Source organism: Deltaproteobacteria bacterium GWA2_45_12 (assembly GCA_001797365.1).
Classification (GTDB): Bacteria; UBA10199; UBA10199; order UBA10199; family UBA10199; genus UBA10199.
In genome coordinates this window covers 27,468-54,141 of sequence record MGPH01000048.1, presented here as the reverse complement: position 1 = coordinate 54,141, position 26,674 = coordinate 27,468, and the positions used below count along the sequence as shown (strand labels likewise).

The 26,674-nt window shown below is 45.7% G+C and carries 15 protein-coding genes and 2 pseudogenes; 7 read left to right on the top strand and 10 right to left on the bottom strand.

Annotated features, from left to right (window positions below; translation table 11 throughout):
- Window positions 1–57 precede the first annotated feature (57 nt).
- The 4 genes and pseudogenes from A2048_04960 to A2048_04945 form a co-directional block, all read right to left on the bottom strand.
- A complete protein-coding gene (locus tag A2048_04960; protein OGP08367.1) occupies window positions 58–396 on the bottom strand; it encodes a transcriptional regulator in 339 nt (112 codons plus the stop codon).
- Window positions 397–484: 88 nt separating this feature from the next.
- Window positions 485–1,837: pseudogene (locus A2048_04955) on the bottom strand (ammonia channel protein).
- 235 nt (window positions 1,838–2,072) lie between these two features.
- On the bottom strand, window positions 2,073–2,411 hold the full coding sequence (locus tag A2048_04950) for a transcriptional regulator (GenBank protein ID OGP08366.1): 339 nt from the start codon (window positions 2,409–2,411) through the stop codon (window positions 2,073–2,075).
- A gap of 87 nt (window positions 2,412–2,498) precedes the next feature.
- Window positions 2,499–3,788 (bottom strand): annotated as a pseudogene (locus A2048_04945) (ammonia permease).
- Window positions 3,789–4,177: 389 nt separating this feature from the next.
- Between A2048_04945 and A2048_04940 the strand changes: the two are divergent.
- The 6 genes from A2048_04940 (at window position 4,178) to A2048_04915 (ending at window position 13,735) form a co-directional block, all read left to right on the top strand.
- Complete coding sequence (locus A2048_04940) at window positions 4,178–4,501, top strand: hypothetical protein (GenBank protein ID OGP08365.1); 324 nt, start codon at window positions 4,178–4,180, stop codon at window positions 4,499–4,501.
- Window positions 4,498–4,878 (top strand): hypothetical protein, encoded by a 381-nt coding sequence (locus A2048_04935; GenBank protein ID OGP08364.1) that lies wholly within the window; start codon window positions 4,498–4,500, stop codon window positions 4,876–4,878. Before A2048_04940 ends, A2048_04935 begins: the two co-directional genes overlap by 4 nt.
- Window positions 4,879–4,986: 108 nt before the next feature.
- Complete coding sequence (locus tag A2048_04930; GenBank protein OGP08363.1) at window positions 4,987–5,532, top strand: hypothetical protein; 546 nt, start codon at window positions 4,987–4,989, stop codon at window positions 5,530–5,532.
- Between the two features lie 78 nt (window positions 5,533–5,610).
- Window positions 5,611–8,271, top strand: coding sequence for a hypothetical protein (locus A2048_04925; GenBank protein ID OGP08362.1), 2,661 nt, complete (start codon window positions 5,611–5,613; stop codon window positions 8,269–8,271).
- A 57-nt stretch (window positions 8,272–8,328) separates the two neighbouring features.
- Window positions 8,329–12,882: a hypothetical protein gene (locus A2048_04920; GenBank protein OGP08361.1), complete on the top strand. Its 4,554-nt coding sequence runs from the start codon at window positions 8,329–8,331 to the stop codon at window positions 12,880–12,882.
- Window positions 12,883–13,282: 400 nt separating this feature from the next.
- Window positions 13,283–13,735 (top strand): hypothetical protein, encoded by a 453-nt coding sequence (locus A2048_04915; protein OGP08360.1) that lies wholly within the window; start codon window positions 13,283–13,285, stop codon window positions 13,733–13,735.
- Here the strand turns inward: A2048_04915 and A2048_04910 are convergent.
- The 5 genes from A2048_04910 to A2048_04890 all read right to left on the bottom strand — a co-directional run bounded on the left by A2048_04910 (window position 13,732) and on the right by A2048_04890 (window position 17,646).
- Complete coding sequence (locus A2048_04910) at window positions 13,732–14,586, bottom strand: methylenetetrahydrofolate reductase [NAD(P)H] (protein OGP08370.1); 855 nt, start codon at window positions 14,584–14,586, stop codon at window positions 13,732–13,734. The two genes, A2048_04915 and A2048_04910, sit on opposite strands and share 4 nt — an antisense overlap.
- Window positions 14,587–14,640: 54 nt before the next feature.
- Window positions 14,641–15,444 (bottom strand): hypothetical protein, encoded by an 804-nt coding sequence (locus tag A2048_04905; protein ID OGP08359.1) that lies wholly within the window; start codon window positions 15,442–15,444, stop codon window positions 14,641–14,643.
- 13 nt (window positions 15,445–15,457) lie between these two features.
- Window positions 15,458–15,883 (bottom strand): hypothetical protein, encoded by a 426-nt coding sequence (locus A2048_04900; GenBank protein ID OGP08369.1) that lies wholly within the window; start codon window positions 15,881–15,883, stop codon window positions 15,458–15,460.
- A 727-nt stretch (window positions 15,884–16,610) separates the two neighbouring features.
- On the bottom strand, window positions 16,611–17,027 hold the full coding sequence (locus tag A2048_04895; protein ID OGP08358.1) for a hypothetical protein: 417 nt from the start codon (window positions 17,025–17,027) through the stop codon (window positions 16,611–16,613).
- Window positions 17,017–17,646 carry a GTP cyclohydrolase I FolE gene (locus tag A2048_04890; protein OGP08357.1) on the bottom strand — a complete coding sequence of 210 codons (630 nt, stop codon included), beginning with the start codon at window positions 17,644–17,646 and terminating at the stop codon, window positions 17,017–17,019. Before A2048_04890 ends, A2048_04895 begins: the two co-directional genes overlap by 11 nt.
- Window positions 17,647–17,695: 49 nt before the next feature.
- Here A2048_04890 and A2048_04885 point away from each other — a divergent pair, with 49 nt between their 5' ends.
- Complete coding sequence (locus A2048_04885) at window positions 17,696–18,058, top strand: dihydroneopterin aldolase (protein ID OGP08356.1); 363 nt, start codon at window positions 17,696–17,698, stop codon at window positions 18,056–18,058.
- Here the strand turns inward: A2048_04885 and A2048_04880 are convergent.
- Entirely contained in the window at window positions 18,048–26,372 is an 8,325-nt protein-coding gene (locus A2048_04880) for a hypothetical protein (protein ID OGP08355.1), read from the bottom strand. The two genes, A2048_04885 and A2048_04880, sit on opposite strands and share 11 nt — an antisense overlap.
- Between the last annotated feature and the right edge of the window lie 302 nt (window positions 26,373–26,674).

The window sequence follows — 26,674 nt, the reverse complement described above, 5'->3', positions numbered from 1 at the left end:
CAAAGCCTAGCCCTCCTAGCAAGTCTGGAAGGGCTATGGCAAACAAAAAATGTTTCGTTAAACCGCATTTTCTCCTTTTTCACCGGTGCGAATACGAATCACACCTTCCACAGGAGAAACAAATATTTTGCCATCTCCAATAGAACCTGTGCGGGCAACGTTTTGAACAACGTCAACTAACTTGGCCACTTCGTCATCTTTCACCACAATTTCAATTTTGATTTTAGGTAAAAAATCGACAACATATTCGGCACCTCTGTAAAGTTCTGTATGCCCTTTTTGGCGACCAAAGCCCTTGACTTCGGTTAAGGTCATTCCCTTAATTCCCAATTCGGTCAAGGCTTCTTTAACTTCATCTAACTTAAACGGCTTGATAATGACTTCTATTTTTTTCATGTTATTTCGAACTGTCGAGTTGCCGACCTGTCATCCCTCCAGAAAAAATCTGGAGATGCGACAGTTCGATAGCGCGACAGCACGTTCTTTAATAAATATATCCCGATTCACCATGTTCACTAAGATCCAAGCCCTGTCTTTCAACATCGGCAGCAGGACGCAGACCAATCAATACTTTGACTAGGGTGCCAATAATTAAAGTGCCCACAACCGCCATGGCTATTGTAATTCCCATGGCCTTTAGTTGTTCCACCCACAAAGTTTTCCCAACAATGTCGGCCAAGTTCATGGACAAATTCGCATTGGCATCGGCAGTGGCCAAGAAACCCGTTAACAAAGCCCCCAAGGTTCCACCCACGGCATGAACACCAAAGGTGTCCAAGGCATCGTCATAACCAAGCCAAGCTTTTAATTTATAACATGCAAAGAAGGGAATAAGACCGGCAAGCAAGCCAATCACAATAGCGCCACTGGCCGTAACAAACCCGCAGGCAGGGGTCACAACCACAAGCCCTGCAACAGCTCCTGAGCAAAAACCCAGGATGCTTGGTTTGCCACGAACAATATATTCCGACATGGCCCAGGTAAAACAAGCCACAGCCGTTGCCAACGTGGTGGTCATGAAGGCATTGGAAGCCACACCATCGGCGGCAACCGCACTGCCAGCATTAAACCCATACCAACCAACCCAGAGCATTCCGGTTCCAACCATGCAAAGCACCATGCTGTGGGGAGACATGTGGTCTTTTCCAAACCCGATACGCTTACCCAGCATCAAGCACAAAATCAAAGCCGACCAACCCGAAGACATGTGCACCACAGTTCCACCGGCAAAATCGATGGCCTTGATTTTTGCACCCGCATTCCATACACCGTTCATGAGCCCGTCAACTCCCCATACCATGTGGGCCAAGGGAAAGTAGACAACAACCATCCACAAAGCCACAAAAGCGAGGACAGCCATGAATTTCATGCGTTCGGCAATCGCGCCAATAATAAGGGCTGGCGTAATAATGGCAAACATCATTTGATACATGGAAAACACATTATGAGAGACCCAATAGGAATAATTGGTGTTGGGATTAGAATTAACCCCCTTAAGGAAGGCAAAACTTAAATCACCCAAGATAGGACTACCCGATGAAAACACCCAACTATAACCAAAGGCCCACCACATAAGGGTGACAAGCCCTGCAATCCCCAAACACTGGGCCATCACTGAAAGAACATTTTTAGTACGAACCAGACCCCCGTAAAAAAGCGCCAACCCGGGCAAGGTCATGAACAAAACCAAAGCGGTTGAGGTCATCATCCAGCCGTTATGGCCGGGACCGGCTCCACCCACTTTGGACGATACAGTTGAATCAACGGCATCGGAACCACGACCTGTGTTGTTGATATAAGCTTCGAGATCATTCACTCGCTGTTCGAGTGATGGTTCCATTTTTTCTTCCGCGGCAAGAGTCAATGGAACAAAATTGCCAAATGAAATCCAAAAAACAAAGCAAACACCCACAAACTTCAAAACACGATTCATAGTTAAAAGCATAAGGACTCTCCCTTGTTTAATATTCACCTTGAAGAAAAACGAATCTTTAATTGATGATGATCCATTTTTCTAAAGGCAGGGAGAGCCCTTAACAAGTCTTCAAAATCAAATCAAATTAAATTCCATTTTAGATCGCTGTTTCTCCTTTTTCGCCGGTACGAATACGTACGACTCCTTCAACAGGAGACACAAAAATCTTGCCGTCTCCAATGGCCCCCGTTCGTGCAGCATTCTGGATGGAATCAACCAGTTTTGAAACTTCGTCATCTTTCACCACAATTTCAATTTTGATCTTGGGCAAAAAATCAACAACGTATTCGGCTCCACGATAGAGTTCGGTATGGCCCTTCTGGCGCCCAAAGCCCTTCACTTCAGTGAGCGTCATTCCCTTTACACCGGCTTCGGTCAGGGCTTCTTTTACTTCATCTAGTTTAAACGGTTTGATGATGGCTTCTATTTTTTTCATAGGACTTCGAACTGTCTTTGTGTCGTCTGTCAGACTACCGATTCTGGCAGTCTGACAGGGCGACAGTCTGACAGCGCGTCAAGTTTAGATGTGTCCGGTTGAAGACTGGAAATCGGGATAAGCAATGTTCCCGTGTTCCCCAATATCCAAGCCTTCGCGTTCTTCCTCTTCGGACACACGCAGCCCGAATAACACTTTGATGATGAGCCAGGCGATCAACGATCCCACAATGGTAAAAGCAGCCACGGCCAAAACACCAATGAGCTGAGTCATAAAAAGCGACATCCCACCGCCAAAGAAAAGACCATTGCCGGTCGCTGTTGCAACCAGCTTGTCCTGAGCAAAAAGCCCAACAGCCAAAGTTCCCCAGATACCGTTGACCAAGTGCACCGAAAGAGCTCCGACAGGGTCATCAATTTTAATTTTGTCAAAACCGATGACTGCCAGAACCACAAGCACCCCGGCAATGGCTCCAATGATGATCGAGCTTCCCACACTTACAAAAGCGCAAGGGGCTGTAATGGCCACAAGGCCCGCCAAGCAGCCGTTTAAGATCATGGACAAATCAGGTTTACCCAAGACAATCCAGGCTGTTGCGGCGGCAGTAATAATGGCAGAAATGCAAGCCATGTTGGTAGTAAGTGCAATGTGGGCAATATCCACCGCGGCGGCACCCATGGTGCTCCCAGGGTTAAAACCAAACCACCCCAACCAAAGGATCAAGGCACCCAAAGTTGCCATGCCCATGTTGTGGCCGGGAATGGGGGTCACTTTTCCGTCCTTGCCAAATTTTCCAAGACGGGGTCCCAAAACCAGGATACCTGTAAGGGCGCACCATCCACCTACCGAATGCACCACTGTAGATCCTGCAAAATCCCAGAAACCTTTTAGGGCAAGAAATCCACCACCCCAAATCCAGTGACCGGTCACAGGGTACATAAACGCCACAAGGATGAAGGAGAAAACAATGAATGAAAGGAACTTGATTCTTTCGGCAACAGCCCCTGAAACAATAGTGGCTGCTGTTCCGGCAAAAACCAATTGAAAGAAAAACTTGGCGTAAAGGGGAATGCCCGTCCAGGCAATGGAGGAATAGGCCCCTTGGTAGGCCTCACCTGTTGCCGGGGAATTATCAGCCCCGCCAATAACCCACAGGCCTTCTGTTCCCACAAAACCGCTTCCATTCCCAAACATGAGTCCCCAACCGACAAAGTAAAAGGCAAGGGAGGAAATGGCAAAAACGATAAAGTTTTTTGCCAAAATATTGCAGGCGTTTTTACTGCGGCACAACCCTGATTCAACCAGGGCAAACCCTGCATTCATCCAAAAAACCAAAAACGCCGCGACCATTGTCCAAATGGTATCGAGGGCGATTTTTAATTCCCCTGTTTCCTGTCCCCAACTAACTCCGGGTGCCAGCAGCACCAGGAATGCAAAAATCAAAAACATTTTTTTTTTCATGACATCTCCTTAATAATTTTTAAAAACTTTAATTGCCCCGATCAACCATAACCATGGGCGCCCTCTGCATAAGCAAACATTATGCCAAGCCTGAAAATTATTTAACTTATTGAAATGAATGGAAGTAAAAAAACGGGCTGAATTTAAAAATGCCTAATTAAAAAGCAGGTGATTAAAAAATGGGCAGGGATAGAAATTGGATTTTCTTTGGCAATAGTCTCAATCGTCTCTTTTCCCATAAACATACAAATCACTAAAAAGTATCTATTGCTATAGAAACGTATCTATATTACTGTGACACATGTATGGATACAAATACATCATTATTAACCCATTTATTCACCGTCAGTGAAGTGGCCGAGGCTTTCAGGCTTACGGAGGCGGCTATTCGTCGGTTGATTCGGGTTAAAAAGATACCTGCGATCCGTATTGGGAAGGAATACCGGATTCCGGAACAGGTGGTTCATAATATTTTGAATCCCATCAACGAATCCACAGCCACTGACGCCGGCTTTGGATTATTTAAGGGAAAGAAACATCCCGAAGGCTCGGTCTGGGTTGAAAAGAACAGGCAAAAAGACAAACGGTCCCTCAACGAAATCCTAAACGATCTGGAAACACAGTCATGAGTCGGCTCCTGCTTGACACCGACATCCTCATCAACTGGCTCAGGGGAGAAAAAGAAGAAAAAGCCATTCTTTTATCCTCGGGCATCGATTTTTATTATTCCCGCCTTTCACGGAAGGAACTGAACCAATATAAAAATATTTCCGCCAAGGAGCGGAAAAAGATTTCTTATCTCTTCAACTGCCTCCGCGAAATCCCCATCACCCAAGAAATAGCGGCCAAGGCTTCCACTCTCCTCCAACGTTACTCCAAAAAACCGCTCAAGCCTGCAGATGCCATCATTGCCGCCACGGCGTGGGAAAAGAATTTGGTCTTGGCCACCAGGAATAAAAAACATTTTGAGTTTATTAAAGAGATTAAATTGCTGCCAACTCTGTGAGAACTCCATCGTCCAAAAAAAACCATTGAGGTCTCCGCAAATTGCGGACACCTCTCTCAAGAGAAAACTTGCATTGACAAAAAGACTGTTCCCCATAAAAAAGCTCTCATGGCCCAGATCATAATCGATGGTTACAATTTAATCCGCCAATCACCTTCGCTCAGTTTGAAGGATGCTAGGTCTTTGGAAGCAGGACGGCATGCGTTGGTAGACAGGCTGGCCCAATACAAAAAACTGAAAGGTCATGCGATCACTGTCGTATTTGATGCGCAGTTTACGGATAATGTCACTATTGAAGAAGTACGGCAGGCGGGAATCCGAATTCTTTTTTCCGAGCAAAACCAGACGGCCGATGATGTCATCATTAAATTGGCAGAAAAAGGACGGGATAATCTCATCATTGTGACCTCTGATAATAAAATCCTGAACGCCGCCAAATCCTATGGCTGCGCTTTTTTGAATGTGGCTGAATTTGAAAAAAAGATGAATGAGGCATTGATGTTTGAAAATGCCGTAGGGATGGGAGCGCAGCAAGCGGCGCCCCTACGAGAATCCCGCCCGCTTCACAAACGTTGGGCCACCATGAAAAAAGGCCCCGCCAAGCGCCTTCCCAAGGCCAAAAGACGGGCTTTGGCACGGTTGGATAAGGTTTAGATAATGGCTATGCTAATAGCTGTTGGCCAAACGAAGGAACGAGTCACAACTTCTTCTAAAATCTGCCGATAAAGAAACATGGGTTTATCTATCCTACCCACAGATTTGCTCCGTTTAGTATTTGGGCAATCGTCTTTTGATCAGGCAACCCTTGTCACGTATCAAGAGCCTGCTCCTTTAGTTGAATTGCCTCTTTCCCCCCATTCTCAAAGATTAAGACAACCCCTTACCTCTTTATTATGGGCCCCTACGCTTAAGCTCCCCCATCCTGGTGGAAAAAAAGAAGCCCCTTTTAAGATCATTCCTTTGAATAAATTACACCATCTTCTGACCCGCCCCGGTTTTAATACTTTGATACCAAGGGATGATGAAACCGACGTCATCTATTTTCATGTCCGGTTTTATGCAACCTGGTTTCCTAAAGAAACACGACATCAGTTTGATAAGGCTTGGAATGAATTAAGAGCCCATAAAAAGGAAGTGGGATGGGCCTTTTTGGCCTTGGAAAATGCCTTCGTCCCCAATGAAGAAAGGTTTTTTACATGGCTTTCGGAAAAGATGTCGAGTTATCCGGAACTCATGATCAAGCGGAAGGAGCGTCCTTTTTTAACGGAGGAAGAAAAATCGACCATTTCAATTCTTGCGAGTTTGGCCAATGCCTGGGTGGATGTGGCTCCCCATCAAAGGGAAAAAGTATCCGAGTTTTTCAAACCATTGTCTGCTTTTGTTCATCGACCGGATTTTGACTGGAGTCACACGCGTTTATTTTCACAAATCGGGTTTTTATTGAACCTATCCCAGGCCGCCCAAGAAAATTCCGCATCACCTTCTCCTGTTTTCGATGAAAACTTTTTCAATCAAGATCCGGAAAAAATGGTTTCCCTCAATGGAGTTGATTATTCAAAAATGAATCCCGCTGAAGCACAAAAAATGTGGGATTTTTTTAAAACCCATGTCACAGCCTTGCATAGAAAACCGGATTTCTGGAATTCCATGAACCGATTCCTTACCGCTCAAAACTCTTTAGTTCCTGATTTCGTTGGTCATCACTCCTTATGGATTGATAGTTTCAAAAAAGATGACAATACCAGGGACGAAGCCTCGGAATTTTATGTTTACAATATTTACGAGCATATTCTTAAAGCTGACAAAGTTCCCCCCGAGGTAAAGAAAGAAACTTATCTTTTGTTAATCTCCCATGAAAAAAAACCTGAATTAACCAGAAAATGGCAAAATTTTTCTCTTGGAGACATTGAAATTGAAATCATCTGCACTACGATCCAAAGTTTAAATCATGAAAATGCATTCTCCTCTGTCTTAAGCAACGTCGGGATGGATTTGTTTGGGAAATATGCCAAACGTTTGGGAAGCCAGAAAATGGCCGAACTCCTTCAAATAAAGTTACCACCAGAAATTTATGCGAAGTTAAGCTTAAGCCTAAGGATGCTTACCCTTCTTACAGACCCTACCGATGAAGAAATCATGGCAGCGCTTAATGAAATAGCCCATTGGGCGCCTGAAACAATCCATGCTGTTCAAACCGATTTTTTTTTGCCCTGGGTTTGGACCGAACTGGGAGGCACCCCGCTCTATGGTTTTTATGAATCAGTGGATCTTCCTGTAAAATTTCAAAGGGCCCTCAAGTCTCTCCCGGAAATTTTAATCCAGCGGGGACATATTAATGGGGTGCGCAAATATTTTCTCTCCCAACATCCCTACGCCCCTTTACTTACCCTTCCTGACGAGCTCAAACCAACAGGAAAGGAACTCAGTTTCGCCAGTGTGGACAGTTTTTACAATCTTGTGGAAAAGGGACATCCTGACAAAAACAAAATTACCATTCTCGGAAAACCAGCATGGAGCTCCGGAACCAAAAGCCATGGGATCTTGACCACCTCTCTGGCTGTAGGAGAAACGTATGGGATGACCCAAGCCGAACTTGCCATTGTTTCCATTCGTGAAGAAGTCGCCGATTTTCCCATAAAAATGGCCGAAAGTTTAGAAAAAATCCTCCAAGAAGCAGACCGAAATCCTTCCTTAAAGGTTGTGGGCCTAAGTCTTGGATTAGAAGTCCCGCAAGTTTTTAGATCCCATGTCTTTCATTCACAAATTTTCAAAAGGTTGAAAAAAGTTGTTGAAAAACTGCATGAAAAGGGAATTGTCGTCATTGTTTCCGCAGGGAATGATGGCAAGAAAGACCACATTAATATCCTTGGATTTATTCCCCATATAATTCTCGTGGGTGCTGTGGATAATCGAAATACCCCTCATGTGGAAGATGACAGGGTTTCCAATTATTCAACAGGCGCTGATGTGACTAATCCTATACGCCTTGCAGCTTTAGCGGACCCCGTCATGGCTCCCTTGGGGTACGATGAAAATGTACCGTTTTTTGCCTGGATCGAACAAGGCGGGACCTCCTCAGCCCAACCCCATGTTTCAGGCGCTATCTTGTTTTTGATGCGGGTAAATCCAAATCTTTCCGCTCAACAATGTTTAAGAATTTTGGAATTAACGGGATCCCCACTTACTACCCCTGCTTCAACCCCAGCCCCTTATAAGGCCATCAACCCCATGCTGGCCTCTGTGGTAGCTGCACACTTGCCCGGATCTTCCTATTCCGAAAAAAGATTGACAGCCTTCACCAAACACATGGGATTTGATCCTGCCGTCTTTCCTATTTCTGGTGAATTTCTCAAGGTCAAAAATTCTTTAGGAACCCATATTTCAAACAACTAAGAAGAAGCACAAAAAACAGGTAACCTTTCAAAGTAAAAGCCGATAAGCCTTGCCATAATGGCACCTCCAGCTATTTCACCATCCAGACCGCAAAGAATCCATGGGCATACGCCGGCAGATACGGGCCGGATCAAGACCAAAGAATCACCCCTTTCTCCTTTTCAATTGGCCCAGGGTGAATTGACGGAGCTTGTCGGCGAATGGTGGAAAAAAATTCAGGATAATAGTTATGCCATTGCCCCTTCTTTTAAAGAATATCCCTTTTGTCATAACCAAGATGCTTTATCAGTAGTTCCCACACCTGAATATTTACTCACAAGTTTTGACCGCGCAAGCGTCGATCAATTAGATCTTCCCCTTCCAGAAGGTCGTTTTAAACTTGCTTCGTTTTTGGGAATAGATGCAAGCCTTGTTGTGGGGCCAAGGGCTTCCCTGATGGTTGCACGCCCTTTGGAATTATCACGCCAAGGTAAAATTGAAATGGGTGAAATGGCCATTCGGGGCCATGTGGCTTTTCACATAGGCAGTCTTTCTTTCACGTTGACAGGTTTCAAATTCATTTATGGCAATGTCTATGCTGTCCTGGATGGGTGGCCCCACCAATACGATCTCACCAACATCATCAAAGGCAAACTAGGAGGGATTAGCTACTTAACTCCCATCACTCTTTTAAAAATCTTGAACGAAAGCAAAAAAGAAAACCCCGAAAATCCTGATGCTTCGGGGATAAAAGAAATAAGTCAAAGAATGGAGCAAACCCTTTTCCAACCCGATCAAATGGTTCTCAAAATCAGGATGTGGCCGGTCAAACCTCTTTTTCAAGATCCTTCCAAGGGAATTTCAGTTCAAGCCAAGGAAGTCGAGTTTGAAATGCGTGGCACCAACCATCTTTCCCTTAAAGCCCAAAAGGCTCATGTATTTTTGAATTGGTGTGACCAGGCTCAAATCATCCAAAATGTACGGCTCGATCTGGACTCTTCACTTTTTGATTGGACGAATAAAAATTTTGAAGGGGAAGGGCGACTTTATGTGGACAAGGGCCAAATAATTGTTCCCGGCAAAGAAAATGAAGGCCCCAATGTTATTGATGTCAATGCCTGCGATCAAATTTTTGAAGAATGCCCCCCGTGGATCCATTTTAATTTTAATACATCCCCTGAAAATACAAACATCACCTATGAAGCCTCCCCTTTGAGTCTAAAAGCCGACAACAAATCGCTGTTTGGTGATCTGACTGCCAGCAATCTAGAAGGAAGCGTTTCCGGAAATGGAAACCAATGGAAACTGGATTCCCAAATAAATGTAACCGGTAAATTTCACGGTCTTGTTTCACCCATTTTGGATGCAGGAACCAAACTTGGATGTTTCCTTGGTGTATCAAGCCATGATCTGGAAAATGCCGATCTTAATCTGGACTATGTGTGCTCCATAAACGAAAGCTATCTTCGGTGGTATTATGACCCCGAATGGCAGACAAACGAAATGATCCTGCCTCGCATGCAAGTCGAATTACCAACAAGCCGTCATCCCCGACAACTCACGGGGCATCTGACACTGGGGGAGAACTCTCAATTATCAATCGGGCGGCTTGATTTACAAGATTTCAATTTCCTTATTCCGGGCTTTACAGGTGGATTTTCCCTGCAAGCCTCGTCACAAAATCCCCGGGGAGTATTAGAAAATATCATCATCGGATCTCTTCCGCCTGAAAATGCATCTCAAGATGCCCTAGAATCTTCCGAGAAATTATCCATAAACATAGGAAAATTTTTGGCAGACATGAAAACAGTTTTGACCACCCGGTTTTTATCCAATACCATGCTAAGCCATATTCAGATTGGTCAAACCGTCGCCACGCTCAACCCCGACTCAAAAGAACTCACCGTTGTCAGTGCCAACCCTAAGGAGCCTTATTTTTTGGAAACAAAGGCCCGCGGAAAACTCACCTTTAACAAACTACATTTAACGGTGCCCATTGATGACGGCCAATTAAAAATTACCACCCTCTACTACAACCCCGAAACCCAAGAAATTACTTTTGATGGCGACATTTTGCTTTCAAGTAAAACAATACCAAACTCTTTGCTTGAAGCCACAAACCTCAGAGTGCTTCAAGGAAACACCGACAAGGATGCCGAATATCTTGTCCGCATTCACATGAAACAAGCCATCCTAAGCCCCAGCGACATCATCATTCCCAACAATGTGGATATCAGCCTCGAGTCGCAGAAAGCCTCATTCCCTCCTGTACAAGTTGCCGAAAGAAAAAAAGAGGAACCTCTCTACCCCTATACACAAAAACCCCAAACCGTTAATACCCACGCAAAGAGTGCGCCTTTTTCTTTTCAAAAAATAATCGACTACATTCCCGGCATCATCAACGGCATTGGGGCCATCCCCAACACATGGATGACACTTCCCCATGATCCGGGCACTATAACCGTTTCACAAAGTGACCATTTAAACTTAAGTCTTACATGGAAAGAAAAAGGCGATATTTTATTCAGGGTGGCAACTCTTGCCAACAAACAAGGGGAAGAAGAAATCCAGAAACTGGAACTGAAACTGGCAAGACCGGGAGAACCTTATCCGTGCATTTCAGCACAGGCCTTTGTTCCCATTCCTTTTGATGAAAATTTCCGATTACGCGGCATGGAGCTTATACGTACCGATATTGACCCTTATACAGGAAATAACAAGGGCATTTGCCCCAATTGCAAGGACGGTACCCTGCTTGTCGAATTTGATTCGTGGAGTCATAAATCCGTCGATTTTTTACGCCAACTCTTTTTGGTTTCGGACGAAACTCTTAAAGAAAAAGGGATCAAACTTGACGGCAATAAACTGACCATTCCCGTTGATTTTGAAAAAACAAAAGAGATCATCATTGCACTTATTAACAGCTTGAAAGACTCGCCAAAAAATGAAGAATCTTCCTTCAGAGTAAAAAATGAAATGCGCTTTCACTGGGAGAAAGCCGCCATTCATGTCGATGTGGACATTAAAGAAAAAATGATCATTGGCTCTGCCAACACCCCTATCATCCTTGCCACCCAAAACGATGGCCCTCAAAAAATACACGCCTGGAAAAAAGAAAACGAACCGGACACCTATCATTTTGACGAAATTCATTTCACAAAAACACGTCTGATGGGAGTAAAAAAGGAGGGCATGGGTGTAAAAGCAGGCAAGGGAATCGATCTGGAAGGGGTAACCCTCAAACAAGGAACCCTTGAAATGCGGGGAAAAAGCCTTAGAGCAAACACAACTCTTTTCATAGACAAAACCCGTTTTTCCTTGAGTACCTTTAACGGAATTTTTTCAAATATACGCATAGACAATCCGTATTTTATTCAAACCAATACAAACGAGTTTCGTGCCGGTGCCGATGCTTTTAAGGTTGATGTCGATTTACATCAGAAAAACAGGGAAGGGAAACAGATAGACACTGCTTTCAAAATGAAATCCCAGGGTGTTCTTTTGCATAGCGCCTCGGATCACACATTGGAAATGGCGGCGGATCATTTTGAATTATCCGATTTTTCAATTCATCATCACAAATTTGGATTTAAATTCTCGAATCTTTCCGGTGAAGATTTTCAAGCCTACCTTCCTCTTGCCCATAAAACGGAATCGGGAAGTTTGACCGATGTGCTTGTCGATGATGAAAAAACTTTCCGTTTTCAGGCCAAAAAGCTCACAGCGACCAACGGGTTTGTAACAATAAAAGATTTCCCCATCCAAATGGGAAGAAATCTCCCCATGGAAGATGTGTATTTTGAAGTGACCAAGGACCAGGTTGTTTTTGAGGGAAAAAATATCAGCTTTCACATGGAAGACCCCAAAGAAATCGATCTGGCCAAGGCCTTACACTTGAAGCAAAAAACGGGATTTTATGAAACCGCCGAAAAAATGGGTTATTCCGCTTCTCTTTTGGAATGGATCAAAAAATTCAAACTGCCCGACGGGCTGGAAATAAACGACCTCAAATTGAACAGCCTGGATTGGACGGGAAATTTTTCGCGATCATCCTTTGTCAATGGCCAGGCAACTCTGCAAGGAGATTTTGCCATGGAAGCCATCGCCACAGTGGACCTCACCATGGGAGGCAATCGTATCAAGGCTCGCCTTAAATTAGGCTTACCCCACATTTACCGGCTTGGCATAAACGAAGGGAAAATTGAAACCCTCACTTTTGAAGGAGGAAATTTAGCCCTTACCCAACTGGATTATGCTGCATCGTTTGAAAAAGGAAGAGTTAAAATAACCCAGGATGATCAACAAGCCCCTGCATCTTTTTTAAGCCTTGTCTTCCCCAAGGGATACATCAATGAAATAAATATGCTCGGCAAAGATAATGGAACTCCCTGGATATCCATCCCTCTAGTTCAGGTTGAAGCCCAAACTTATCCCAAAGCAACCATCAAATTTGATTCAAAAATAGTCCAGCATACTCCCGGATTACTTAGAACAAAGATGGCGCTGGGATTAGACATAACGGAAGAAATAGATGAAAAAAATCCAGGAAAGAAAAAAAATAAAATCAGAGTGCACGACTATCTCACCCAAGCCGAACTTCATATTGAAGATGTCAAGGCCACAGATAAATAATGAGATGAGACCCCCATCTTCTTGAAAACTTCGGCCCTTTCACGCCTGTCCAGGTTTCTCTGCATAAAACCCTGGGGCCCCGTAATCCTGAGATGATTCTTGTGCAAATAATAATGCACCCCATCCACAATTTTTGTCACGATCAACATAGGAGCGCGATAAGCAGCGCCCCCACTATCAAACGACGCATTCCAATACTTTTGAAACTCATCCCATGAAACCGGTGTTGTTTTTAAACGGTAGCGAAATTTTTTGGCCCCATTTTGGAGTCATGATTTCCGACAAAAATCTAAAATCCGGCTCTTTTTTTTGCACCCCAAAATGTTTTAAAAATTGACCGGCAAGATTCATAGAATTATGGTATCCCCCGTAGGAACAAACAATAAAACAAGGAGAGCCTATGTTAAAAGAAAACGACAAAGCACCTGATTTCTCATTAAAAAACCAAGAGGGAAAAACCATCTCTCTCAAAGATTTAAAAGGCAAGAACGTCGTCCTTTATTTTTATCCCAAAGACATGACCCCCGGTTGCACCACCGAGGCCTGTGATTTTAATACCAACCTTCCTAACATCAAAAAGAAAAATACGGTTGTTTTAGGCGTCAGTTTTGATGATGAAAAATCACACCAGAAATTCATCGACAAACATGGCCTGGGTTTTGACCTTTTGGTGGATGCCGATAAAAAAGTGACCAATGCGTATGGTGTCTATCAAATGAAAAAATTCATGGGCCGTGAATTCATGGGTATCGTGCGATCCACGTTTGTGATCGGGCCAGAGGGGAAGATCAAAAAAATATTTTCGCCGGTGAAAGTGGAAGGGCATGTGGATGAGGTAATCAACAATCTTTAAAGGTTTTCAATGATACCAGCCACGGATAGGGATTTATTCAGTGTATAAAAATGAATCCCGGGCACCCCTGATTTTTTAAGTTCATGGCATTGTTTAAGTGCGTGTTCAATCCCCACATTTCGCGTCGCCTCGACATCTTCACCGCATTGGACAAGCCTTTGATGAAGTTGGGAAGGGATTTTGGCTCCGCAAAGACCGGTGATTTTTTCAATTTGCTTCAGGTTCAAAATGGGCATGATACCGGGAATAATGGGGACACTAATGCCCACCTTGTGTGCCCGTTCCACAAAATCAAAATAATCGCGATTGTCAAAAAACATTTGCGTGATCACAGCATCAGCCCCAGCCTCCACTTTTCTTTTCAGATTTACAAGGTCGGCTTCTTTACTGCCAGCCTCGGGATGCCCTTCCGGATAACCTGCCACAGCCATGCTAAAGCCATTAATCGACTTAAGATAAGTCACAAGCTCATTGGCATAACGAAAACCATCGGTAGGAGGGATAAAGGCGCCCCCCTTGGGAGGATCCCCACGCAGGGCCACAACAAGATTGAGTCCCTCTTTTTTGAGTTTCTCGACATAATTTTTTATTTCCTGCCGGCCGGACCCAACACAAGTAAAATGGAAAGCTGTAGGGATTTTAGTTCCCCGGTGGATACGCAGGGCCAAATCGCGCGTCAGATCGCGCGTGGAGCCAAGGGCCCCATAGGTGACTGAAACATAGGCTGGATCAAAATCCTTAAGTTCCCCTAAAACCTGAAGGAGATTTTTAACACCCTCTTCTGTTTTTACAGGAAAAACTTCAAAGGAATAGCGGCATGTGCCGGGCTTGTAAAAATCGGTGAAATTCATGAATTCGTAAGGGCAATTCATGAATTGCCCTTACTACCATACAAATAAATATCCCTACTGCCCCGATGATTTGGTGTCGCCCACATTGATAAACGGAATCGTATTCCCCATCATGTAATAGGGTAACTGGCCATTCCATTTTTTAACGGCTTCCAAATTAACCAGGGTTGAATTTTTGGACAAGGCTTCTGTCTGGATGCGAATGGCCTCGGCTTCGGCTTTGGCTTGAGCCATGCGTTGTTCCGCTTCCACCTGAATACGCTTTAAATCATTTTCCGCTTTCAGGGCCTGTTGCTGGGCCACCTGTTTTTCTTCGACAGCACGTTCATAGGCATCCGAAAAATCAAAATTCACAATCGAGAAATCATCCACACTAATGTAACGGGGGGCTAAACGTTCGACCAGCACACGCTTGATCTCATCTTTTACCTTTTGCCGCTCGGACACAAGCTCGGCCGCGGTAAACTGGGACGTGGCCGCCTTGACCGATTCTTGAATGGCCGGTGAAATAATGCGCGACTCATAATCCGAACCGATTTCCTGCCAAAGTCTTTGGACCATTTTGGGATCGGGATGAAAATTGAGGGCGATGCGTGTAGCAACATTTTGTATATCTTTGGAAAAAGACGGGGCATCCACTTCAACTTTCTGTGTTTTAACATCCACCGTCACCACTGACTCGACCAACGGAATCCGGAAATGAATCCCTTCCCCAAGAATGCGGTCTTCAACAGCCCCAAAACGCAATACGACTCCCCGTTCCCCCGCTCCAATCATCACAAAGGGCATCAAAAAACCAAAAGCAACCAAAGCCCCAAAAAATATGAGAACCCATTTACCAATACTTGATTTCTGCATGTTTTTCTCCTTCTTAAGATTTAAGATAATGTTGTATTAACACGCGAGTGGGATGATTCAATCGCAATTTTAAGGCCTGGCCTAAACTCACCCAAACAAACGCCTGGGCCTCGTCATTTAAAACAACATGCCGACTCTGGCTGATTGCATAAAAATTGAGAAGTAAAAAATGTTTCCCTTTCTTGTAAAATTCCTGCGAATCAATACTGTCATGGACCATAGCAAAGCGTATTTCTTTGATGCGCAAACCCGTTTCCTCCAAAATTTCACGTTTGAGTGCCTGATTCATCGTCTCACCCTGTTTGATTTTTCCTCCGGGAATTCCAAAGGTGTGCGACCATTTGTGTGTTTGAATCAGCAGAATATCTTCCTTATTGAAAATAAGGGCACCCACGGTGGGGATGGGGAAGATTGGTTGGCTTCGACTCCGCTCAGCCACCGGAAATCTCTGTGGTCCCTGAGCGGAGTCGAAGGACCCATCCATCAACGTACAAACAAATTTCATCAACCCTTGGAGATCATTCCAGACAAAATCAGGGGCCAAATCGAGGAGCCTCTTTTCTGCATGATACCCGCACAGCATGGCTCCGCTTAAAACACCCGCTTTCTTGGCGGCACGAACATCATGCTCCATGTCACCAATGAAAAGCGTCTCCTTCGCTTTGAGTCCGTACCTTCGGCAAAACGATTTTAGCCCCCGCTCTTTGTCGCGCACACTCCCGCCAATGACTTCAAAGAAATTTTTGATGTGGTGTCTGTGGCACCATTTTTCAAGCAAATCCTGGCGTACGGTGGAATAAATAAAAAGCTTCAGGCCCATGGCCTGCGCTGTTTTTAGAATTTGCGGAATTTGTTTGAATAGTAGGGGCGCCGCTTGCTGCGCCCTTGCTTGCTGCGCCCTTTCGCGTGTCACCCCATAGCGGGGCGCAGCAAGCGGCGCCCCTACGATACGGGCAAAATAGTTGAAATAATATTTATCAATTTCATTGACATGGGTTGTGGGACAATGTTTTTTGTAAAATTTCCAGACAGGAAGATCGAATTGTTCCCGGTATTGCCTGAAAGTAAGATGCGGGCCGCCAAAATGGCGAATGGTGTGCTTGGTGGCAAGATAGGATGATTTCACATCATCACAAAGTGTCCCTGACCAGTCGAAGATGATGTTTTTAATTTTCATACTCCGCATACAAATCGGGAGTTTCCCACAATTTCACTTTTTGTAACACGCAGGGGGACGGGAGTTTTTTTTTGATTTCATCAAAAACCCAAACGGAAATCCATTCAACAGTCGTTAGACGATCTTTAAAAAAGGGATGGTCATTTAAAAATTTATGGTCCAACTGGGTTAAAATATTTTGCTTCACCAAATTTTCCAAGGCATATCCATTCATGAGCATTCCCGTTTCCGGGTCAATCCCCCCCTTAATCGTCACCTCCAGGCGATATTGATGCCCATGCAAATCGCAACAATGCCCGAAAACATCCCTATTTTTTTGCTGGCTCCAGTCATCGCGGTAAAGCTTGTGGGCCGCATGAATATTCAGGCTGCATGTGATTGAAATTTTTTTCGGATTATCTTCCATTTTTAATCATGGCCAAAAATTCGGACCGTGTGGCTTCGGCCCTGAAAACACCCAGCATGGCCGAGGTGATCATGACCGAACCCCGTTTTTGCACTCCCCGCATTTGCATGCACATATGTTCGGCTTCCACCACCACGGCAGTTCCCTTCGGCTTGAGCGCATCTTGAAGCGTTTTGGCAATTTGCTGTGTAAGGCGTTCCTGCACTTGAAGACGCCTGGCATAAATATCAACCAAGCGGGCAATTTTGGACAACCCGATGATCCTTTGGTCTGGGATATAGGCCACATGAACACGCCCCACAAAAGGGAGCATGTGATGTTCGCATAAACTGTAAAGGCTGATGTCTTTGACCACAATCATCTCATCGTGTTTTTCATGAAATACGGCCTTGTTGATGACTTCATCCGGATCTTCCTCATATCCCTTGGTTAAAAACAAAAGCGCCTGAGCCACACGCTGGGGAGTCTGAAGCAAGCCCTCGCGATTGGGATCTTCACCCAATGATTCAAGCAAGCTTCGTACGGCTGTTTCCATTTTTTCAGCTTCGGGGCCCAAAGCCACCTTGCCCTGCTGCCCTGAAAGCCAGTGTTTTTCCCTTAATTTTTTGTTTGAAGCCATAATAAACTCCCGATTGCCTGGTCTTAACCAATCTGATAACAAACTGTCAATGAGTGATCACCTGCATCTAACATTCGAATACGACGAAAAATTGGGGTTTTACCAATGGGAAAAACAGCAGAAACAAAAATTGATTGTATCGGTACGAATCGGGGTGGATGTAAAAAAAGCGGCCCTGACCGACCACCTCGACTCAACAATTGATTATGATGTGGTAGACCACCTTATTTTGAATTTACTTAAGGAAAGGCATTTTCATTTGATCGAAACTTTTGCCGAAGAAATTGCCAACACCCTTTTAAAAAAATGGCCCCAAACCTGGGTAGAAATCACCGTAGACAAACCCTTGGCCATTGCCCATGCCAAAAAGATTTCGGTGTATGTAAAGAGGGAAGGAACCCCTAATTTTTAATGCGGGTCCTGAAAAACACTCCTATCAAACAGTAAGCGGCAAAAACAAGCACCATACCCGCAAATCCAACGTGGGAAGAGGCATTTTGTTCGAGACTACACTTAACGAAACTGTTGCCAGCTACTTTAGCTCCCGCGCTGCCTTGGGCGCATTCACCAGCCAAACTTCCATCTGCTTCCATCCAAACCTCATTCTTGTTATTGTCGATGATCTTTTTCATCTTTCCCTCTTTGAGGCCCCAATACTCTTTTAAGGTTATACTGATGGACCCCTCAGGACAGGGTTGACCAACATCAATACTTCCATCGTTGTTCTTTTTCACATCGGCAATTTCCGGACCGTTGTCTTCTACACCCTCGACACGACAACCCTCCTCATCATTGGTTCCATCACAATTATTATCAAGCCCATCCCCACACACTTCAGGCATATCCTTACCCACACCCGCCTTGGTGTCATCACAGTCATTGCTATTATCAACATATCCATCCGGCTTATTGCAGGATCTTAATGATTCATTAACACTGCCCTGGCCATCCCCATCGGCATCAGGGAACCATTGGGGGACACTTTCCATGTCTTGGGAGACATTATCCACTTGCCCATCGCAGTTGTTGTCCTTGCCATCACACACTTCAACGCCATTTTGCCCCGCGACTACCGTGCATGCCCCCCAAGTTCCGGCAGCGCATGTTTGTGCGCAGAAATCAGTCGAATCGCCCGCGCCGCAATCCTGGGTTTCACCATCGTTACACCCACAGGCTTCATCAATGGCGCCATTGCAGGTATCATCCAAACCATTATCGCAGACTTCCTGGGCCAGGGCCGTCTGAGAGGCCTGGCAAATGATTCTACCTTCACTGCATACCTTGGCCCCCTGGCTACAAACGCCGGATTGACCTGTTTCACAAGCTTCTCCCAGTCCTTCATCCTGCACTTCTTCATCGGCCTGACCATCCCCATCGTCATCGAGCCCATTGCAGGTTTCAGGAATGATACGTTCGGCAACAAAACGTTTTTCGAGGTTTTGACGCACGCACATGGAAGTGGGTTCAAGGTGGGCAACCCCCGTCATAAAGGGTTCAATCTGGGCTTGTATCTGGTTTGAAATGTCGTTAACTTCAGCTTTTTTGAATGATTTTGAAATTGAATTTCTGATCGTTGGCTGACCAAGAGGCGCTTTATAAACATTGTTTGCTGAAGTGATATAGACAGCATCCCCTTCAAGATTGGTTGTTACAGATTCAATGGCATCAATTCCCAAATCCAAGGATGAAATAATTTCACGCATTTGCCCTGAATTCAACATAGCTACAGATTTGTCGGTGGCGACAAGATAGTCATTTCCGGACAGATGTTTGAAATCGACAAAATGCTCCAGCTTGATACCGGGCCTGGCTGTTTCAAGATTGAAATCATTTTGCAAGGTCTGCCCCACTTCGGCATGGTAGAAATTATAATCGGCATCGAGAGCCGCATAGGTGTTTTCACTTCCGCCTTCTATATCTACAAGAACAGTCTCTTGGGGTAAGCCCGTTGGCAAAATACTTGCCCGGTTTTCACCATCAACTTTGGTGATCATTTTATCTTCGGTCATATACACAAGGTTGGCCCCACGTCCTACAAAAGCCTCGTCAATCATGCGTGTTTTTGGAGCCCCTACCTGTAAAACCTCACCTGTCACCATATTAGCCTGATACAAAACATTTTGATCATTCCGGATGGCAACCCTGCCAAGACCATTGGAGCGGATTGTCTTGATGCTTCCAAAGCCGGAGAAACTTCCCACAAGGCTTCCTTGCGCATCTTTAACGACGGCATCGTATTTTTCATCTGTCGGAGGGATTTGACCATCTTGGGTTACAGGCACGGTCATGGTAACTTGCTGGTAAGTTTCGCCCTCGGCACAGGGGTTATCTTCAAGCTTACATTCTGCCGAGCATTGCTTGCCTGTAGGCAGAGGGGTTTCCGTAAAAAGCGGATCACATTCCTCACCTGTTTGCACTTGGCCATCCCCACAGGATACTACAGGTTCTTCCGGAGTGGGTGCTGGAGCCGGCTCTTCAGGCGTGGGTTGGGAAGGAGTTTCCTCAAGGTGGCACACATCATTATCATCAATGGTACCATTGCAATCATTGTCGATTTGATCACAGATTTCGGTCGTGGGTGTTTTTGCCTGGGCATCGCACACTGTGGAACGTTTATCTTCAGCACACACACGGCTTCCTGTCACCTCGCAAGCCCCGACCCCCTCATTGCAGGAAGTGCCCACATCGGTAATGACGGGGCCACCGCAAAGACCACAGCCGTTCTTCATATTACTTGAAGTAATCTGGCACTGGGTTGAATTTTTATCCGAACTGCAAACCCACTGGCCGGTTTGTTCACATTCATTGACTTCCTGGGTACAGGTGGTGTTGGGCGCATTGATTATGGGCGTCCCATCACACAAACCGCACGCATTCAGGGTGGCAGGCGTGGTAATCACACACTCACGGCCCATGCCAGAAGCGCTGCATTGCCAAGTCCCCTTGTCTTGGCAACCATTGGCGTTTTTCACCGTGCAAGCATCCCCAACACCTGAAACTTCCGGCCCACCGCATACGCCACATGAATTCTTTTCAACTGTTGCAATCGATTTACATTGGGTGAATTGACCATCACCGGCGCATTCACGCATCCCTGCTTCATTGCAGCCGGTTGTTTGATCGGCAAAAGTGCACGAAGTGTTCACATCGGTCAGAGTGGCCCCGCCACAAACGCCGCAGCTATTTTTAAATACGGGACCATTGGATTGGCACTGGGTTCCATTGCCATCTGCATTACAGACAAGGCTTCCTTCTTCCTTACAGCCATCTTCATTAGTTTGGGAACAGGCATTGCCAAGACCACTTATTTTGGTGCCACCACAAACACCGCACTCATTTTTATTAACTTCCTCAGTCACCTTGCATTCCACACTGCGGCCATCGGCACTGCAGGCATATTTTCCGTCCTCGGAACAACCTTCCCCGTTATGGATGTTGCACGAATCTCCAAGCGCAAAATCTTCATCGGCCCGGCCATCACAATCGTTATCCACACCATCACAGGAATCAAAGGCCCCGGGGTAACGATTGGCATCATTATCGGCACAATCATTGGTCGTATCTTTATAACCACTGGGAGGCGTGCAGGCTTTTACTGACTGGGCCCCGCCAAAACCATCATTATCGGCATCGGCATACCAAGTCTTGGCATCCGAGGCATTTTCATCCACGCTTCCATCGCAATCGTTATCGGCCCCATCACATGTTTCGAGCAAGGGGTGTTTATCCTGTTTGCAAACAAGATTTCCACTCTGACAAATTTGTGTACCCGTACTGCAAACACCTTCCAAACCCGTACTGCAACTATCCGCCGGGATGTCATTATCAATGGTGCCATCACAATCGTTATCGACACCATCACAGGCTTCAACAGAAGGGGTCACTGTCTGCACACATTGGGCCCATTTACCCACAACGCAGACTCTCTCCCCCTGCAAGCAAACGCCCTTGGCAGCATCAACAGCACAGACTTCTACATTCCCTGTTTGGCATTCTTCAATCTGACATGATTCATTACATCCATCCCCCGCGGTTTGATTGCCGTCGTCGCACAGTTCTTCTTTTTCCAAAACTCCATTGCCGCATGAAGGAGGATCACACACATCGCCCACACCATCGCCATCGGCATCGGCCTGATCCGGATTCGCGGCTTCTTCACAATTGTCTAACGCTCCGCAAATACCATCGGCGTCCCCATCGTTGGCAGCGTCGTTAGGGCAAGCCGCGTCACAAAGATCCCCGGCACCATCGCCATCAGCATCGGCCTGATCGGCATTTGCCACTTCCTTGCAATTATCCGATTCATCACAGAGCCCATCCTCATCTACGTCACCTCCGGCACAGGGCACTTCAATAACGGCATCGGGGCCTCCACACAAACTGGGAACAAATTGAATATTTCCATCAATGATTGTGTCGGATATTTTCCTAAATGACTTATCAAACCCATAGGCATCCACACTATAAACCCCGGCATCAGAGGCCACATAAACCTCGCTTGCCTGGGCATCCAGGGCTAATCCACGAAGAACACCCCCTGCATCAAACTGGGCCACTTGTGTCATTTGAACGTCGGCATTATTCTGCGTCACCGTCAGGCCGGAACCAGGGTAAAAACGGGCAATCCGGTTTCCATAGGCCACATAAACTTCCGATCCCGTCGTCGCCACATCGTGAAGCTGGCCCATGCCATTCATGTCGGCAATCAATTCAACAGTGTTATCGCCATATAAACGATCAATGAAATTGTCACTGGTCACCACATAGACTTCAGACTGAATTTGAGAGATGCCATTGTATGAATCAGAAATAGTGTATGCGGGATATGATTCAGGAGAATAATCAGAAATGGCGTTATACGAATCATCGCTTAATTCCGCAGAGCCTATTTCATAAACACCCCCCTCATATCCTGGAAGTTCAGGGTTGTAAGCAACAAGCCCCATGGCTCCCTCTACAGAAGAAATTTCAGGATCCTCTATTCCGGAGGAATTAATAGATTTAAAAGAATTCGTCCCCGAATAGATATCAGAAACAAGGGCGTTGTAAGAGGAACGTTTTCCGCTGACCAGTTTTGAAGCATTTTCAATATGGACCACAAAATTAGCCTGATCCCCCGCTATGCGATAAACATCACTTTGATCCGTTAACACAATAACATCATTATTTGAGTCAAAAGCGGCATCGATTATTTTTTCATCTTGAGGAATGGAATTAACACCCAAAACCTGGGTTACGTTGTGGGTAACCCCATCAATGGAATAAACTTTGGAATCGGCACCAACCCCCACAAAGGTCTGGACATCCCCTTCGTTAAGTCTCACAAAGCGCTTCACTTGGGCCACAGCACTTCCATCATTTATATTAACAAACTGGTTTATACCTCCCACACTGGCCACGGCCCGGCTTCCATCGGGGCAAAGAGCCCGGCAATCGTCATCGTTTTGATCAATGACACCATCGCAATCATCATCGAGATAATTTCCGCACAAATCCCCTTCTTCAACAACAGGCTCCCCTGCTTGCGCCGTACAAACAAGCGCTCCACCCTGGCAGGCCATCACACCATCGCGCCAGCATTGGCCTTCACCAGCCGTGCAATAGTCTCCGGCCCCCGCCACATTGTCTATTTGACTGTCGCAGTCATTATCCACACCGTCACACACTTCAGGCATCGCCGGTTTCATAGCGGCATTGCACACAAGAGAGTGGCCGTCTGGGGAACACACCATTTTGCCGGAAGCAGCACAGGCCCCAAAACCGTCTGAACAATCCTTGGCCAATTCTTCAAAACCTTCGTCCACCGCACCATCACAATTGTCATCCTTCTGGTTACCGCATTGTTCTTCCATGGCAAAACCTGCCACGGCATCACAGGTGGTAGAAAGTCCATCGGCGCTACAAACCTTGTGGCCATCGGCCTTACAGGCGCCCACACCTGTCTGGCAAACATCACCCACATCAAAACCTTCATCAGTTTGGCCATCGCAATCATCATCGGTGTTATTGCCGCATAGTTCAGCCGACGGGGCATTGGCCGTACACGTATCGACCAACTGGCCGGCAACGCATTCCCTTTGACCGGCATTCAAACAGACGCCCACACCACACATGGTGGGATTGGGGATATAATCTTCATCCACACGACCATCGCAGTCGTTGTCTTTGGCATCACAAGTGTCAGGGCCGGTAAAATTGGGATGAACCGTTCCATCATAATCATTGCAATCCCCCCCTTGCTCAATATAGCCATCCATCGCCTGACAACCCGTAAGACCAGCACTTCCCGCATCCCCATAACCATCATGGTCGGCATCGTAATAAAACCGCTTCATATCAATGGCATCCCCTTCGTCTGTAAAACCATCGCAGTCATTATCCACACCGTCACATTTTTCCTGTGTACAGGTCTGAACCTGGCACGCAGAAGTGCAGGTATCGTTGTTGCTTAAATTGCCATCATCACATTCCTCACCCTTTTCAATTTTACCATTGCCACAAATAGGGTCGGGAAGTTTGCAGAGGGATACGCCATCTTCTTGGACGATTTGAAAGCCCGAAACCATTTTATCTGTTAAGGCTTTTCCTTGCAGGCATTCAGCATTATCAACAGCCCCCATGCTCAAAACAGCCTCGTTACAAGGAGCCAGATTGGTGATGAGATAAGAGTCCCCTCCTTTGCCATACCAGTCAAGACGGCCGGTAGCGACGGTCAGTGAATTCTGTGTATTTGATTCAATCCAGAAACCATGATTATTAAGGATAAGAAAAAAGCCCTTCCATTGATTGGGGGCCCAATCCGCTCCGCAATCAATGAGGGTTTTGGATTCAATGATTTCTGCAAAACCTGTGTCTCCCCCGAATTGGGGATCAAGGGCTAAATTGCCATTTCCACTGCATCCACTTTCATAAAAGCTATTGGTTCCATAAACATCATTTTGGGAAGCGGGATTGCTTGCATTGCAGGTATCAAGGGATGAGAAGGCGATAATATTATTTTGTCTGTTACCGTAGGTGCTGCGCCCCCCAATGAAAGTGTTGCGGTGAACATCAAAGGGAGCCGTATAAGCCCCATAGGCCCCCGTCCAGGCATCCACCACGATATTATTTGTCATCGAGGTTCCAACACCCCCTGTCCAACCTGTAACAGCCGTACCTTCCATGAGGGAAAAAACATTATGATTTATATCCCAATGGCAAATACCGCGAACAGATACCCCCGCCCCCCTGGACCACGGCATTTGGAGAACAAAATTGGAAAGACTCGCCTCAGAGCCAACACCTGACGTGCAGTCAAAAATTGTCGTTGCCTGGGAAACCAGACGGGTTATGTTTGTCCCCGTTGTTCCTGCCCCTGTTATGGAAACCCCTTTGGCGGCTATTTGAATGGTTGATGGAAGGGAATAATCACCGGGAGCCACCCGAACAGTATCATCCTTAACCGATTGGCTATAAGCATAGACAAGGCTTGCGCAGGGTTTCTTGTTGTCCCGGCAATTTCCGGTATCCGAACCGTTTTCGGCCACAAATAATTCCTTAAGGTCCGGATCAAGACCCTCCTCACCTGCATGAGCCACAGCCCCTACATCGGCACAACCAAAATTGTTCCCATAAACATCAACCGGGGGATATGTGGCGTTGCCATTGCATGCCGCCGGCGAAAGACTTCCATAGGCCAAACGGGTAATCACCAAAACATCATCCGGATTACTCATATTGCTGACCCAACCTTCACCGTCGTAGGCGTACAGCGTGTCGGCGGTATTGGAATCAACAAGGAAACATCGTGGATAGGGCACCGAACTCAGATTACAAAAAAATTCTCCCTTCCATTCATCCCTGACCCAGTTGGCCCCCTTCACCGTCACGGAATGCATGTCGGCCTTTTCAATGCGCCCCATAAAATCATGGATGAAACGTGGGTCCTCCTCGAGGCCACCGGCACAGGCCGCATCCCACCTAGAAACATTGACCATGGCCACAAGATTATTTTGCGCGGGAAAGAGTGCACTGCATCCTGCCAAACCGTTTTCCACGCCATAAGCCAGGTTGTTCCACATCTTCACGTGGTTGGCGACCCCTGCGGTGGTGAAAGCGGTATTACATTGAATGCAAGTATTGTTATAAATTTGGATGGGGCTTACATCGCTCCCCCCGTCGGCATAAATACCCGAGCCTCCGCGAACGATATTGTTCCTGAAAATAAAGGAGCCGGCTCCCCAAGAACTTAGGGCCCAATTACTATTATGATCAGACAAGGAAATGATATTTCCTTCGATGGTAACTGCCGAACCATTATTTAATGAAAAAGCCCCCGCACTCGTAGGTTGAATGGTGCATCCACGCACGACACTAAAAAAGGATTCCGCCCCACTAAAAGTGAAAGCAGGAATATAAGGTGCCGGACGAATAAAAGTATGAAGCCTATTTTCACATTCAAGCGTGAGGGGTTTACCTCGAAACGTAATAGATACTTGGGGAACATGAATCCCTTTTTCAATAAAAACTCTGTCTCCAAAGCCGGCCAAATCAATAGCAGTCTGAATCGTTTTGCAAGCCCCCGCACCGGAAGAAAGACAGGAGTTGGTATCACTGCCAAACTCCGAATTCACATAATAAACGACTGCTTTTCGAACAATGGAATTGGCTCCCCATCCTTCAAAAGACAAAAAAAGAAGGGAAATAAAAACAAGCCCCCAAAGAATTTGAGAAATAAGTCGGTTCATATATAAAATTGATACCCGACTGGATAAGTGCAAAAGAAAGGCCAAAAGGGTAAAAAATAACCCTATTTTAAATTTGTAAAATATCTTTTATTATTATGTGGTTAAATCAGCAGAAGGTGAAATAAAAAATACCCCCTCAAGCAGGGCGGTAAAAAGTATATATTTCAAAATGACATGGTTCTCAGTTTGAGAACAAATTTGTCTTTATCCTGTCTATGGAGTTTTATGTTTTGTGTTATTTGAGGTGGTAAAGATAACAGAGGCAAGGCGTTTGCTTTCCGAACTTAAATAAAAAGGAAGCG

Bases quoted from the DNA above. Each gene is read 5' to 3' on its own strand.
- A2048_04960 (OGP08367.1), bottom strand. From the start codon at position 396: ATGAAAAAAATAGAAGTCATTATCAAGCCGTTTAAGTTAGATGAAGTT.
- A2048_04950 (OGP08366.1), bottom strand. From the start codon at position 2,411: ATGAAAAAAATAGAAGCCATCATCAAACCGTTTAAACTAGATGAAGTA.
- A2048_04940 (OGP08365.1), top strand. From the start codon at position 4,178: ATGGATACAAATACATCATTATTAACCCATTTATTCACCGTCAGTGAA.
- A2048_04935 (OGP08364.1), top strand. From the start codon at position 4,498: ATGAGTCGGCTCCTGCTTGACACCGACATCCTCATCAACTGGCTCAGG.
- A2048_04930 (OGP08363.1), top strand. From the start codon at position 4,987: ATGGCCCAGATCATAATCGATGGTTACAATTTAATCCGCCAATCACCT.
- A2048_04925 (OGP08362.1), top strand. From the start codon at position 5,611: ATGGGTTTATCTATCCTACCCACAGATTTGCTCCGTTTAGTATTTGGG.
- A2048_04920 (OGP08361.1), top strand. From the start codon at position 8,329: ATGGCACCTCCAGCTATTTCACCATCCAGACCGCAAAGAATCCATGGG.
- A2048_04915 (OGP08360.1), top strand. From the start codon at position 13,283: ATGTTAAAAGAAAACGACAAAGCACCTGATTTCTCATTAAAAAACCAA.
- A2048_04910 (OGP08370.1), bottom strand. From the start codon at position 14,586: ATGAATTTCACCGATTTTTACAAGCCCGGCACATGCCGCTATTCCTTT.
- A2048_04905 (OGP08359.1), bottom strand. From the start codon at position 15,444: ATGCAGAAATCAAGTATTGGTAAATGGGTTCTCATATTTTTTGGGGCT.
- A2048_04895 (OGP08358.1), bottom strand. From the start codon at position 17,027: ATGGAAGATAATCCGAAAAAAATTTCAATCACATGCAGCCTGAATATT.
- A2048_04890 (OGP08357.1), bottom strand. From the start codon at position 17,646: ATGGCTTCAAACAAAAAATTAAGGGAAAAACACTGGCTTTCAGGGCAG.
- A2048_04885 (OGP08356.1), top strand. From the start codon at position 17,696: ATGAGTGATCACCTGCATCTAACATTCGAATACGACGAAAAATTGGGG.
- A2048_04880 (OGP08355.1), bottom strand. From the start codon at position 26,372: ATGAACCGACTTATTTCTCAAATTCTTTGGGGGCTTGTTTTTATTTCC.